Below are 13,827 nucleotides of genomic sequence, written 5' to 3' on the forward strand. Positions count from 1 at the left end.
GTTTAAAAGAAAGCCCTACCCCCGACCCCTCCCCCGCAGGGAGGGGAGTAATATGTTCGATTAGCTTAAGCAGGCAACGGCGAGGACGCCATAGCCTCCTATGCATACCACTCCCCTCCCTACGGGGGAGGGGCCGGGGGTAGGGCCTATATATTAGTTATACTGAATCATCTGAAGCACGTCGGCAATCTTCTCGATGCCTTCCTGCAGGGGCTTCTTCACCATCTGCTTGATGAACATATTGAGTTCGGCCTTGATGGTGAGTTTCATCTTGCATGAAGTAGAAGTAACGGGCAGGAGCTGAATCCAGAAATTGAACGGGATAGGGCTCTGCTCGGTCTCAAACTTGATGCACTTGGGTTCTTCGCGATTTACCACACGCAACTTGATGCTGCCCACTGGCGGCACATTTACCGACAAAGAATCCTGGTCGAATTCCAGATCCTTGATTTTCTCTGCCTGCTTGCGAGCCTCCTCAGGCATGTTGTCCTTCATCAGCTCATAGCGTTCCTTAAGCTTCTGCAGATTGTTAAGGTCGCTTAGCTTGTCGTAAACGTTCTGCTGTGGGAATGGTATCTGTCGTATGGAACTTTCGAATGTTGTCATAATTTACTTCTTCCAGTTAGCGGGATCCTTGCGCCACTCAGCGAGCACCTCAAGGTCTTCCTTCTTAATATATCCTGTCTCTGCTGCGATAGCTGTGGTGTGCTCATAGTCAGAGAGTGTGATGAGGCGCACGTTAGCAGCCTTGAAAGCCTCTTCGGCTACGGGGAAACCGTATGTGTAGCTTGCCACCATACCAACTACCTCGAAGCCAGCCTTACGCAGAGCGTCAACAGCCTTGAGCGAAGAACCGCCTGTAGAGATAAGGTCCTCTACTACGACTACCTTTGCACCCTCAGGGATAGTACCCTCAATCTGGTTGCCCATACCGTGATCCTTCGGCTTCGGACGAACGTAGCAGTAAGGCAGCAACAGCTCGTCGGCTACAAGCGCACCCTGTGCGATGGCACCTGTAGCAACACCTGCAACGGCATTTGCCTCTGGGAACTCCTCGTGGATGAGGTGTACCAACTCCTGCTTAACAAACGAGCGCAACTCGGGATAAGCCAGAGTCTTGCGGTTGTCGGTATAGATTGGCGACTTCCAACCAGATGCCCATGTGAACGGGTCGTTGGGTTGCAGCTTTATAGCCTTTACTTCAAGAAGTTTTGATGCGAATAGCTTTTTAAGTGTACTCATAATTATATATGTTTTTTAGTTTTTATCTTACTTTGCAAAGTTAGTGCAAAAATCCGAGTAAGCGAGACAAAAGGACAATTATTTTCCCTACACTTTCTCTTATATCCTTGATATATCAGCGAAATCGTCGACAACGCTGTCTGCCCCTGCCTCAACAAGACTTTGGCGCGAACCGTTGCCGTAGGTAACGCCGATGGTGGCGCAGCCGGCATTGCGACCCATGAGAATGTCGAAATGGGTGTCGCCAACTACAAAAGCATCGTCGGCTGTCAATCCAAAATGATTCAATGTCTTCGAGACGGGTTCGGGATGCGGTTTGGCGTGACTCACATCTTCATAGCCGATGATGAACGTCACTATATCGTCAAGAGCGAAAGAACTGAGGAAGTCGGCAGCCGACTGATGGCTGCGACTGGTGGCAATAGTAAGAATCATTCCACGCGAATGCAGCAGTCGCAACGTTTCGTCAACATGCGGAAACATTGGCACACCTATCTGTGCATTCACGTCGTGGAATATGCGCCGGTAGGTGGCTGTACACTCAGCCGCCATACGCTCGTCCATCGGTTCGAGCACGGGGAAAGCCTCCATCAGAGGCAATCCGATGGTTGCCGCAATCTCGTCGTCGGTGTGCTGAGGCAGGTGCATGGCGTCGAGAGTACGGTGGAATGTGTTGAGTATTACGGGGCGTGTATCGGCTATGGTGCCGTCGAAATCGAGTATTGCTATTTTCTTCATAATGCAGACGTTGTGGTTTTAACGTCACTGCAAAGGTAACAAAAAAATGCCGAAAAAAGGGGCACACCCCGAAAGGTATGCCCCTTAAATTATCAGCTATAGGTTTTAGAAATTTCCCTTGTTGGCGTTGTCCCACCAAACGTGAGTACCGCCCTTGTCGCCAGAGATGCCATTCTTGCTGGTGTTCTCCTTGTCGAGGAGTTCCAGACCGCCCTTGATGCCTTCAGCATTGGTGTCGTAAGCATTGCTGCTGTAGATTACACGGCGAACGCCTTCCTCTGTATTGACAGCACCGTTGCTCTTGTTGACCAGTGCCACGAAGAACTTCGGGTAGCCAGTACGACGCTGCTCAGCCCAACCTTCGTTAGAGAGCGGGAAGAGAGCGATGTACTTCTGTGTCTGTATGCGTGCGAGCTGGTCTTCCTTGCTTGCAGCGTCGTCCCACTTCACACCGAGATGGTTGACAGCCTTGCAGTTGTTGGCAGAGTTGCCCGGGTCTACATAGTCAGCCTGTCCGGTTGTACCGTTGATGTAAGCGTCGATGTCGGCGTCGCTGATGTTCTCGATGCCAGCGAACGAACCCTTATAAGCAAGCTCGTTCTTGATAGAGAGGCGGATGCCCTTCTCGTAGAGGCTTTTTACGCTTTCAGAGCCGATGCCCCAACGCAACTTGGCTTCAGCGAGGAGGAAGTAAGCCTCGGCAGCCTTGAAGATAGGCAGCGGAGTGTTGTAAGCGCCAACCCACTGCGACATCTTGTAGCCGTATGAGCCGTCAGAACCCTTCTGTGCCATGCCGCTTGCGTAGCGGATGCCGCAGTAAACGGATCCCTTAGGAGTGGTGACGCCCTTCTCGTTGGTGATGTCGTCAGCATTCTTTGTCATGTAGAGAGGCAGACGCGGGTCGTTCATGCCCACCATGAGCGTTACGAGGTTAGCGTTCATGCCGCAGTCCTGCCAGTCGAACATACGCTTCAGCTCATTGCTCTGGTCCTTAACCACGATGTCCTTGCCCGAAACGGCGAGGGTGTTGGCAGCGGCAGCTGTAGCAATCGCCTTGAGGTCGTAGCCGTCGGCAGCCATCTCGCTCTCACGCTTTGACAAGCGGAGAGCGATGCGCAGCTTCATTGTGTTGGCTATCTGAACCCACACGGCAGGGTCGCCCCCACCCCAAGTGTCGTATGTTGCAAGTGAAGTTTTCTCTACATTGTCCATCTTCTGCAATCCGGCAATCGCCTTGTCAAGGTCGTCGAGCATATACTCGTAGAGCTTCTGCTGGCTGTCGAAACGATAGCTCGACTCGCTCTCGGCGTTGATGATTGACGAGTAGGCAAGCGGTCCGTAGGCGTCGGTTGCCTGCATAGTGCCTACAGCCTGCACGATGCGCATTGTGCCAGCCAGTCCTTCAAGATTCTGCTTGTCGAGGCTGGCGATGTTGCGGCGCGTATTGTTGAAGATGTGCAGATAGTAGTTCTCGTACATACCGCCACTGTGTCCGCGGTTCTCGCCCATATCGCAGTTGGTGAAGTTGCCGTGAGGAGTCTGGAAGTAGCCACCATAGAGGTCGATGGTAAGGTTGGTCCAGAACTGGAACATATTCTGATGAGGCGGATAGCAATAGTTCATTGGCTCGGCACACTGTGCTGAGAATGGCAATATATCAGGATCCACCTGCGTCTTGTTTGTATTCAGATCTTCGAAATCGCCTGTGCATGAGCTTAACATTCCGCCACCCATCACAGCCAGTGCCAGCATTGATGACACCGCGAATATATTTTTCTTTTTCATAATTCCTTAGGTTTTAAACGGTTGTAAAAATAGTATTTTACTCGCTCAATGATTAGAAGTTCAGCTTCAAGTTCAGACCTAAGCTTCTTGAAGAAGGAAGGTTGAAGATGTCAACACCCTGCACACCGTTGCCGGTACCCATAGATACGTCGGGATCGCAAGGAGCATCCTTGTAGAAGAAGAAGAGGTTGCGTGCTATAAGCGCTGCTGTGAGGTTCTTGCCGTTGCCGAAGAGGTTGCGGAAGGTGTAGCCGAGACTCAGCTCACGCATACGGACGTTGGTGCCCTTGTAAACGTAGAACTCGTTGGCATACGGACTGTTGAAGTTGGAAGCGCCAACTGTTGTGTACCATGCCTGCGGGTCGAACTCAACACCGTCAACCACTACCTTGCCTGCGTTGCGTGCATCGGCAGAGCGCTGTGAAACGCCCCAACCGTCGAGAGCAGCCTCAGTAGCTGAGAGCACTCTGCCACCGAACTTACCGTCGATGAGGAACGACAGCGTGAAGTCCTTATAATGGAATGTATTGCTCCAACCGAAGTTGACCTTGGCGTTCATGTTGCCTGCATACTTCATCTCGTCGATGTTGTCGCCCATAAGTATAGGTTCGCCCTTGTCGTTCTTGACTGGCTTGCCAGCCTCGTCGCGCTTGATCTGACGAACGTAGAGGTCGCCGTACGAGCCACCCTCGTTGAGCACAACCTTGGCACCTGACCATGAGGCAACAGTAAGACCGTTCTCCAATCCCTCTACGAGCTCCTTAATCTTGTTGTCGTTGTAAGAGATGTTGAAGTTGGTAGACCATGCAAAGTCGTCGTTGAACTGCTGATGCCAGCCAGCTGAGAACTCGAATCCCTGGTTCTGTACGTTACCGGCATTGACGTAACGGTTGCGCAGACCGCTCTCGTAAGGAGCCGATACTGAGAAGAACTGGTTCTTGGTGTTGGTCTTATAGTATGTGAAAGAGAGGTCGAGGCGGTTGTTGAAGAATGTACCGTCGAAACCGAATTCGAGAGAGTGGGTCTTCTCAGGCTTCAATGTGCGGAACGGAGCCTTGTCGGGAGCCGTCACTGCGCCAGCAGAGCCGAGAGTGTAGCGAAGGTTAGACATGTAGATAGGCACGTCGTTACCTACGATAGAATAGCTGCCACGGAGCTTGAAGAGGTTCACCTGCTCGCCCATAGGCATGAGCTTGTTGAGCAGCACGCTGGCGCCTACTGACGGATAGAAGAATGAGCAGCCGTCGGTGAATGCGAGAGCCGACGACCAGTCGTTACGTGCTGAGAGGTCGAGGAACACTGCCTCCTTGAAGCCTACCTGAGCTGTTGCGAATACAGCGTTGAGGCGCTTCTCTGTGTTCAATGCGTCGGTAGTAGACATATTGCCATAGTAGTTGTTCGGAGTGAAGATGTTAGGATAGTAGATGTTGCCGTCACCCGGACCTTTATACTTGTTGCCTTCGCCCCAGAGGTCTACGTGAGAAGTCTTGGTCTTTGTGAAGCTTGAGCCTGCTGTAGCTGTGAGTGCCCAGTCGCCCCATGTGTGGTTGTAGTTGACGAGAACGTCGCCATAGAGCTGGTCGCTGAAGTAGCGGTTGTCCTTCATGCGTCCCATCGGATAGAGGTCGCCTACAGACGAAGCGTAAGCGTTGTGTATGAAGTGGTCCTCGCCACGCTCGTAGCGAATACGTCCCTGAATGTTGATGTCGGGAGTGATGTCCCACTTGATAGAGCCACCAAACTCGTAGCGGTTGCGCTCAGAGATAGGTGTCTGACGGTTGAGCATCCAATATGGGTTGCCAAACTGCTGCTGCTTGGTATTGGTCCAGTTCTGGATGTTGCATCCACGCTCAGCGTCGTAAATCTCGAAGTTGTCCTTATAGTAGTTCCAGTCGGTGCCACGCGGTACGAGGTAAGCGCCTGTGAGCGGGTTCCACAGATAGCCGGCAGCAGCCTGGTTCTTAGAGTACTGGTTGCTGTACTTGGCAGAGAAGTCGACATGTATGGTTTCGAGCACCTTGAAGTCAACCTTCGAGTTGAGGTTGTGGCTGCGGTATGTATTCTCGGGAGTCATGCCCTGAGAGTAGACGTTGCCGTAAGAGAAATATGACTTGAAGTTGTCGTTGCCACCTGCAAGCGAGATAGAGTTGTTGGTGGTGAATCCTGTGCGGAAGAATTCCTCAGCATAGTTCTTCGAAGCGGCTGAGAGCTTGTCGCCCCATGACAATGTGCCGTCAGCACCGCCGCCATAAGTGGTCTGGAACTCAGGCAATACCATCGGGGCCTCCATTGTGGTGTTGCTTGATACGTTGACGCTCACCTTGCCAGCCATAGCCGACTTGGTGGTAATCATGATGGCACCGTTGGCAGCCACTGCACCGTAAAGAGCAGAAGCGGCAGCACCCTTCAGAAGGGTGATAGAAGCGATGTCGTCAGGGTTGATGGTCGACATAACGTCGCCACCGTCGCGCTCGCCACCGTAGTCGCTTGCCACCTGTGAAGAAGTGGTATTGGTCATTGTCGGCACACCGTCGACAACGATAAGCGGCTGGTTGCTACCCGAGATTGACTTGTTGCCACGGAACAGAATCTTTGAAGAGCCGCCTGCACCGGTAGAGTTAGGCGTAATCTGCAGACCAGCACTCTTGCCCTGAAGAGAGTTGATCATATTGATTGACTTGATGTCGTTGACATCCTTGCCGCCTACGGTCTGTGCCGAGTAGGTAAGGGTCTCCGACTGTCGCTTGATACCCATGGCAGTAACTACTACTTCGCCAAGGCTCTCAGCGTTAGGAACAAGAAGCACATTGATGATTTTGCGATTGCCTACACTCTCCTCAGCATCCTTCATACCGACATATTTGAACACCAATATATCGTTAGGAGCGGTTTGGATGGTGTAGTTGCCGTTCAGGTCAGTCATGGTTGCATTCTTCGTGCCTTTGACAGACACGCTTACTCCAACAAGGGGGTCGCCCATTTCTTTGTCTTTAACGAGACCAGAAACTGTATGCGTCTGTGCATACGCCCCTGTCATTAACATTCCTATCAGGAACATTACGACTGTAAGAAAAAGTTTTTTCTGCATAGTCTTAAGGGTTTGGTTAGTTATTTAGTTTGTGATAAGATGGTCTTAAAGCAATATCATTAATCTATCCGAAGATAGCCAGCATTTCAGCACATTAATCAATTCTATATTGATAATATGCAAGTAGTTCGTATTATTTTGGGCAAATATACAATTTTTATGAACACGTTGTTTCTAAAAACTGTGAAATAAAAGTTAAAAAGGCTGATAAATCTACGGCAAAGACCTTTTGTCGGCTAACAAAACCATTCAAATGGAATGGTCTTGTTTTTGTAACCATGCAGCATTGGTGTCTCGTCAAGATTGGGATACTAATGTCCGGATAGCAATATAAAGTTCCGTTCCGTGTCACTGAATGTACGTTCCGTGTCATTGAACGGCCATTCCGTGTCACGGAACGTACATTCAGTGACACGGAACGGAGATTTTAAGGGCGTGGAGAAATAATGGAATCGATTAATGCACGTTCTTGACAACAACTGCTACGGTCTTCATACGCACATAGTTTTCGGACAGATACATCAGTCCGCCGTATGGATTGTCGGTGCCATACGAGTTCTTGGCTATGTAGTAGCGGCGGCCTTTGTTGTCGTGAGCAATGCCGATGAGGCACATGCAATGGTCGTCAGTAGTGCGTCGTGTCTCGAAAGCCTTCTGTCGTTGCAGCTGTGTGCAGGGAATATCGTTGGGCAGTTCGGCTATGCCACGCTCAAAGGAGAATCCAGGTTCGGACACATCACCCTCCCAACATACAGGATGTCCAGAACGCAGCGACCTCTCTATGCGCCGCATCATCACATCGATAGGCACATTGTAGAAGAGTTCGTCGCTATAGTTGTCGGGCACTTCGATGGCGAATGTCTGGTCGAAGGGATGATGTGTAAAGCTTGTCAGGGCTGTATATTCGCCGAGCATATACACGCTATGTGCAAACTGTTGCGGGGTATATTCGGCTCCGAGCATATACACATTCTTAGGCATGTAGCCTATACGTTCGTCGAAGAGTCGCTGTGCGCGGTCAGACAGCTGGCTCAAGTCGTGAGAGGTTTCTGACATAGTCTGCAAGCGTCGTGCCAGAACCTTGTAGTTGAGCGACGGCGCATTGTAGGCGTCGTACGGCATCACGCCATACTCGCTTATCAGCCTCAGCAATAACGGAGCTGTGCCACGCAGCGTGATGCGACCGTATCCGCTTGAGAGGAAATGCTGCCGCGCCTGTTCGGCAAGGAGATGACGCACCACATAGTCTACCGACAGATTGACCGAGTCGCCCATCTGTATGTGTTCGGTCTCAATTGTGGCAAGCATAGCGTAAGCCCAACACAGCGGACTACTGCCCTGATGCTTCACGGGTGTGTATCCGAGCAATGTCTCGTTGGTAAATTTTCGCTTATTGCCGGCATCCGTGTTTCTACCTATATTGAAATCAGTACATGATGCGAGCAAGCAGGCTGCTATTATTATAAGAAATCTCATTTGTCGGACGTATTAATGTGTTGGATGTATGGCGCAGTATTACTTCACAGCTGACCTCATAGGTGTCTTAACACCTTTGGCACCTACGAGGAAAGCCTTTGCCGAGCCAAACTTGAGGAACATATCCAGACGTACGGGCACGTGGTTGGCATCATCGGTTACGAAGAATCGCACGATTTCCTTCTCCTTGTTGTCCTCACGCTCTTTGTATGAGAGTTGCAGACAGCGGTACTTGTGTCCGTTGTCGGCCTTGATAGTAGTCTTGCCTTTATATTCGAGCACGGCATTTATTATCTTCACTCCGTCGGTTATGGGGAAGTTGATGCGCTTGCCCTTCTCCCATCCCTCGGGATTGAACGAGCGTGCTCTGAGGAAGATGCTTATCATGTCGAATGTGCAAGCATCAGGAGTGTGGTTCTTCCACACGTGTGTGCCGTCCTTCTTCTGACGATGCTGCTTCACGTGTACTCTGCCGTTGGGATAAGTGTAGAAAGCCTCGTCTACGGTATAGCGGTCGCCCTCACGTGCTCCCTTACGGAAGTAGAGCGGTTCAAGCTCTGTAGTGTTATAACAGAGCAACGTGTCGCGCATGCTGAAGAACTTGTCGGCATTTGCCGACGTGCGTGTGATGAGCGAAGCACGATAGGCAGGCTTGCCATGATACTTGCTTTCTACGGTCGACATTGACGCGTTGCCCACCTTCACCCACACAAACTTCCAGTTGAAGTAGAGGTTGTATGTGAGGAACTCGCCCGACTTGAAAGCCGTATTCTTGAACTTGCACTGTGCCTGAACTGAGCATACGCCGACGATGAACAGTGCTATGTCTAGTATAAGTTTTCTTGTTTTCATATTATCATATTGTTTATAGGTTCTACACAAATCTCCAAGCGCTTAGAAGGGGTAAGGTATTCCCATCTGTCTTGCTCTCTGCAGATTGCGCTGTTGCAGTTTTTTCTGTTGTTCGGCTTTCTGCTTTACTATCTTCGACGGTTTCTGCTCGTTGAGCGGTCGTAGTGTCGGGTTCCAGTTGAGCGTGACGTCCCATTTTGCCTTGCATTCTATCTCGTCGGTATAGTAATATACCATTTCGGGTTGTCGGTTGGCGGCATACTCACCTGTGTCCCAGATGCCGTTGTTGTTGTCGTCGACAAACATGCGGGCATAGTAAGTGCCTGGTGTGACGTAGTAGAACTGTGCCGTGCCGTCAATTACCGAGGCTTTCTTCACAGCCGCATCCTGCTGGTTGAGCAGTTCAACGACAACGCTCTTGTCGGTGAATTGCGGAATGGTGAAGATTATCGAGCTGTACTCGTCGAGCGATTTCACCTTCACGCCTTCCTTTATTGCCGGCGACACGTTACCGTATATGTCTACGAAAGCCATTGAGTCGGCCTCTATACTATACTCGGTGTCGGGTTTCCATTCTGCCATCAGCTCATAGTTGAGCAGCGACGTCACTCCCTCGGCATTGAGGGTGTCGCCCTTTATCTTCTGCACAACGGGTCGGAAACGCAGCGGTATGGTATACCACAGGGTGTCCTGTCGTGCATATAGATGTATCTTTGACGTGTCGGCCACAGCTAACGGACGTTCGAATGCGAAGCCCACATTACGGTCGGGGTCGAGCGACGAGCCTGACGAGATGCGTGGTGTGAGCAGTTTGCGTGGCATTATCGAGTCGTAAGGCTCGCCGCGCTTGCGTTTCTTCTCCTGCTGCTTCTGCCAGCTTTCAAATTCCTTGCGCAAGTCTTTCTGCCGGCGTTCGTAAGGCAGCTTTGAGAGTACGGTAAGCGTATCGGTCTGGCTTACGAGGTTGCCCAGTGTATCGGTGGCCATATATGTCATCTGCAGGCTTAACGTGTCCTGATTGACAAGCATAGTGTCGCGCAGCCAATAGGTTATGGTGTCGCGATGTAGCGATGTCTGCACGAGGAATGCATTGTCGGCATTGAAGTTGAGCCCCTTTATCACCGGCAACTGCTTGTCGCCGTAGCTGAAGAATATGCTGAAACGGTCGGGTTGCTGTCGCTCCGCCTTCAGAAAATAGCGGTCGGTGAGCGTTTCGGTAAACGCTCGCAGAACGATATCGTCGGGTGTGAATCGTGTGTATCCCACACGTGCTATGTCTTTGATATGCAGCGAGTCAATCCAAGTGGTGTCCTGACGGAATGCATCACAGAACGAAGGTTTAATGCTGTCGTGCGTGAAGGCTATCTGTTCGGCCTTCTGCGAGAAGCGGTAGTCGCCGTCCTGGTCTTGCAGGGCGTAGATGCGATAGTTACCCGGTGCCACACCACGTATTATGAAGTGTCCGCGCGAGTCGGCACGGGCCACGCGCAGCATAGGTTTCTTTATGAAGCACGAGTCTTCCATCTCGCCATACAGTCCTACGAGTATTCCCTTTACGGGTTCGAGATTGTCTGCCTGCACCACGTGTCCCGACACTTCGAGCGTGTCTATGTGGTCGCCGGTAGAGAAGCTGTAGGTGTAATTGCCCAAGGGATTGCCCTCGTTGTTGTCGCTGATGGCATCGGAGAAGTCGATGGTGTAGGTGGTGTTGGCTTTCAGCGAGTCCTTCAGCTCCACCTTTATTTGCTTGCCGGTCGACTTTATCTCGGGCTGCTCCAATTGCGGTGGCGACACTACAACCTTCTCGGTGGCGTTGTCGAGCTTGATGAACTCGTCGAAGTAGATGTGTACCTTCTTTGCCGATACGTTCACACCGCCGTCGGCAGGCGATGCACCCACCACACTTGGCGGTGTCTCGTCATACCATCCACCGTCGGGACGACCCATACGGGCACATGAGGCAAGAAGGTACACATCTACTTCGACGAGTTCATCAAGCTCGACAACGCCACCGAGAAGGTTGTAGTGTCGCCACCGCAATTGGAGCAGCCCGAGATAAAGTCGACCGGCAAGCAAATAAAGGTGGAGCTGAAGGACTCGCTGAAAGCCAACACCACCTACACCATCGACTTCTCCGATGCCATCAGCGACAACAACGAGGGCAATCCCTTGGGCAATTACACCTACAGCTTCTCTACCGGCGACCACATAGACACGCTCGAAGTGTCGGGACACGTGGTGCAGGCAGACAATCTCGAACCCGTAAAGGGAATACTCGTAGGACTGTATGGCGAGATGGAAGACTCGTGCTTCATAAAGAAACCTATGCTGCGCGTGGCCCGTGCCGACTCGCGCGGACACTTCATAATACGTGGTGTGGCACCGGGTAACTATCGCATCTACGCCCTGCAAGACCAGGACGGCGACTACCGCTTCTCGCAGAAGGCCGAACAGATAGCCTTCACGCACGACAGCATTAAACCTTCGTTCTGTGATGCATTCCGTCAGGACACCACTTGGATTGACTCGCTGCATATCAAAGACATAGCACGTGTGGGATACACACGATTCACACCCGACGATATCGTTCTGCGAGCGTTTACCGAAACGCTCACCGACCGCTATTTTCTGAAGGCGGAGCGACAGCAACCCGACCGTTTCAGCATATTCTTCAGCTACGGCGACAAGCAGTTGCCGGTGATAAAGGGGCTCAACTTCAATGCCGACAATGCATTCCTCGTGCAGACATCGCTACATCGCGACACCATAACCTATTGGCTGCGCGACACTATGCTTGTCAATCAGGACACGTTAAGCCTGCAGATGACATATATGGCCACCGATACACTGGGCAACCTCGTAAGCCAGACCGATACGCTTACCGTACTCTCAAAGCTGCCTTACGAACGCCGGCAGAAAGACTTGCGCAAGGAATTTGAAAGCTGGCAGAAGCAGCAGGAGAAGAAACGCAAGCGCGGCGAGCCTTACGACTCGATAATGCCACGCAAACTGCTCACACCACGCATCTCGTCAGGCTCGTCGCTCGACCCCGACCGTAATGTGGGCTTCGCATTCGAACGTCCGTTAGCTGTGGCCGACACGTCAAAGATACATCTATATGCACGACAGGACACCCTGTGGTATACCATACCGCTGCGTTTCCGACCCGTTGTGCAGAAGATAAAGGGCGACACCCTCAATGCCGAGGGAGTGACGTCGCTGCTCAACTATGAGCTGATGGCAGAATGGAAACCCGACACCGAGTATAGTATAGAGGCCGACTCAATGGCTTTCGTAGACATATACGGTAACGTGTCGCCGGCAATAAAGGAAGGCGTGAAGGTGAAATCGCTCGACGAGTACAGCTCGATAATCTTCACCATTCCGCAATTCACCGACAAGAGCGTTGTCGTTGAACTGCTCAACCAGCAGGATGCGGCTGTGAAGAAAGCCTCGGTAATTGACGGCACGGCACAGTTCTACTACGTCACACCAGGCACTTACTATGCCCGCATGTTTGTCGACGACAACAACAACGGCATCTGGGACACAGGTGAGTATGCCGCCAACCGACAACCCGAAATGGTATATTACTATACCGACGAGATAGAATGCAAGGCAAAATGGGACGTCACGCTCAACTGGAACCCGACACTACGACCGCTCAACGAGCAGAAACCGTCGAAGATAGTAAAGCAGAAAGCCGAACAACAGAAAAAACTGCAACAGCGCAATCTGCAGAGAGCAAGACAGATGGGAATACCTTACCCCTTCTAAGCGCTTGGAGATTTGTGTAGAACCTATAAACAATATGATAATATGAAAACAAGAAAACTTATACTAGACATAGCACTGTTCATCGTCGGCGTATGCTCAGTTCAGGCACAGTGCAAGTTCAAGAATACGGCTTTCAAGTCGGGCGAGTTCCTCACATACAACCTCTACTTCAACTGGAAGTTTGTGTGGGTGAAGGTGGGCAACGCGTCAATGTCGACCGTAGAAAGCAAGTATCATGGCAAGCCTGCCTATCGTGCTTCGCTCATCACACGCACGTCGGCAAATGCCGACAAGTTCTTCAGCATGCGCGACACGTTGCTCTGTTATAACACTACAGAGCTTGAACCGCTCTACTTCCGTAAGGGAGCACGTGAGGGCGACCGCTATACCGTAGACGAGGCTTTCTACACTTATCCCAACGGCAGAGTACACGTGAAGCAGCATCGTCAGAAGAAGGACGGCACACACGTGTGGAAGAACCACACTCCTGATGCTTGCACATTCGACATGATAAGCATCTTCCTCAGAGCACGCTCGTTCAATCCCGAGGGATGGGAGAAGGGCAAGCGCATCAACTTCCCCATAACCGACGGAGTGAAGATAATAAATGCCGTGCTCGAATATAAAGGCAAGACTACTATCAAGGCCGACAACGGACACAAGTACCGCTGTCTGCAACTCTCATACAAAGAGCGTGAGGACAACAAGGAGAAGGAAATCGTGCGATTCTTCGTAACCGATGATGCCAACCACGTGCCCGTACGTCTGGATATGTTCCTCAAGTTTGGCTCGGCAAAGGCTTTCCTCGTAGGTGCCAAAGGTGTTAAGACACCTATGAGGTCAGCTGTGAAGTAATACTGCGCCATACA

10 protein-coding genes are annotated in these 13,827 nt (G+C 51.3%); 2 read left to right on the plus strand and 8 right to left on the minus strand.

Annotated elements, in window-relative coordinates; genetic code table 11:
- Positions 1-153 precede the first annotated feature (153 nt).
- The 8 genes from I6E49_RS09360 to I6E49_RS09395 all read right to left on the minus strand — a co-directional run bounded on the left by I6E49_RS09360 (position 154) and on the right by I6E49_RS09395 (position 11,128).
- Positions 154-606 (minus strand): SRPBCC family protein, encoded by a 453-nt coding sequence (locus tag I6E49_RS09360; protein ID WP_235393654.1) that lies wholly within the window; start codon positions 604-606, stop codon positions 154-156.
- A 3-nt stretch (positions 607-609) separates the two neighbouring features.
- Positions 610-1,242 carry an orotate phosphoribosyltransferase gene (gene pyrE, locus I6E49_RS09365; RefSeq protein WP_235393653.1) on the minus strand — a complete coding sequence of 211 codons (633 nt, stop codon included), beginning with the start codon at positions 1,240-1,242 and terminating at the stop codon, positions 610-612.
- A gap of 99 nt (positions 1,243-1,341) precedes the next feature.
- On the minus strand, positions 1,342-1,980 hold the full coding sequence (locus I6E49_RS09370) for an HAD family hydrolase (protein ID WP_235401944.1): 639 nt from the start codon (positions 1,978-1,980) through the stop codon (positions 1,342-1,344).
- Positions 1,981-2,085: 105 nt separating this feature from the next.
- The gene (locus I6E49_RS09375) at positions 2,086-3,765 is read right to left on the minus strand and encodes a SusD/RagB family nutrient-binding outer membrane lipoprotein (RefSeq protein WP_235401945.1); all 1,680 of its coding nucleotides are present in this window, start codon (positions 3,763-3,765) and stop codon (positions 2,086-2,088) included.
- Between the two features lie 52 nt (positions 3,766-3,817).
- Positions 3,818-6,853 (minus strand): SusC/RagA family TonB-linked outer membrane protein, encoded by a 3,036-nt coding sequence (locus I6E49_RS09380; protein ID WP_235401947.1) that lies wholly within the window; start codon positions 6,851-6,853, stop codon positions 3,818-3,820.
- A 456-nt stretch (positions 6,854-7,309) separates the two neighbouring features.
- Positions 7,310-8,329, minus strand: coding sequence for a C1 family peptidase (locus I6E49_RS09385; RefSeq protein WP_235401949.1), 1,020 nt, complete (start codon positions 8,327-8,329; stop codon positions 7,310-7,312).
- A 39-nt stretch (positions 8,330-8,368) separates the two neighbouring features.
- On the minus strand, positions 8,369-9,181 hold the full coding sequence (locus I6E49_RS09390; protein ID WP_235401951.1) for a DUF3108 domain-containing protein: 813 nt from the start codon (positions 9,179-9,181) through the stop codon (positions 8,369-8,371).
- 42 nt (positions 9,182-9,223) lie between these two features.
- The gene (locus tag I6E49_RS09395; protein ID WP_235401952.1) at positions 9,224-11,128 is read right to left on the minus strand and encodes an Ig-like domain-containing protein; all 1,905 of its coding nucleotides are present in this window, start codon (positions 11,126-11,128) and stop codon (positions 9,224-9,226) included.
- 78 nt (positions 11,129-11,206) lie between these two features.
- On the opposite strand from I6E49_RS09395, the gene I6E49_RS09400 reads away from it, so the two are divergent.
- Positions 11,207-12,958 (plus strand): Ig-like domain-containing protein, encoded by a 1,752-nt coding sequence (locus I6E49_RS09400; RefSeq protein WP_441006967.1) that lies wholly within the window; start codon positions 11,207-11,209, stop codon positions 12,956-12,958.
- A gap of 42 nt (positions 12,959-13,000) precedes the next feature.
- The gene (locus I6E49_RS09405; protein ID WP_235401951.1) at positions 13,001-13,813 is read left to right on the plus strand and encodes a DUF3108 domain-containing protein; all 813 of its coding nucleotides are present in this window, start codon (positions 13,001-13,003) and stop codon (positions 13,811-13,813) included.
- Positions 13,814-13,827 lie beyond the last annotated feature (14 nt).

The sequence above is a fragment of the Leyella stercorea genome (assembly GCF_021531655.1).

What these genes read in the sequence shown, in the direction of transcription:
- I6E49_RS09360 (WP_235393654.1), bottom strand. Translation starts at nt 606, where the DNA reads ATGACAACATTCGAAAGTTCCATACGACAGATACCATTCCCACAGCAG.
- pyrE (WP_235393653.1), bottom strand. Translation starts at nt 1,242, where the DNA reads ATGAGTACACTTAAAAAGCTATTCGCATCAAAACTTCTTGAAGTAAAG.
- I6E49_RS09370 (WP_235401944.1), bottom strand. Translation starts at nt 1,980, where the DNA reads ATGAAGAAAATAGCAATACTCGATTTCGACGGCACCATAGCCGATACA.
- I6E49_RS09375 (WP_235401945.1), bottom strand. Translation starts at nt 3,765, where the DNA reads ATGAAAAAGAAAAATATATTCGCGGTGTCATCAATGCTGGCACTGGCT.
- I6E49_RS09380 (WP_235401947.1), bottom strand. Translation starts at nt 6,853, where the DNA reads ATGCAGAAAAAACTTTTTCTTACAGTCGTAATGTTCCTGATAGGAATG.
- I6E49_RS09385 (WP_235401949.1), bottom strand. Translation starts at nt 8,329, where the DNA reads ATGAGATTTCTTATAATAATAGCAGCCTGCTTGCTCGCATCATGTACT.
- I6E49_RS09390 (WP_235401951.1), bottom strand. Translation starts at nt 9,181, where the DNA reads ATGAAAACAAGAAAACTTATACTAGACATAGCACTGTTCATCGTCGGC.
- I6E49_RS09395 (WP_235401952.1), bottom strand. Translation starts at nt 11,128, where the DNA reads ATGGGTCGTCCCGACGGTGGATGGTATGACGAGACACCGCCAAGTGTG.
- I6E49_RS09405 (WP_235401951.1), top strand. Translation starts at nt 13,001, where the DNA reads ATGAAAACAAGAAAACTTATACTAGACATAGCACTGTTCATCGTCGGC.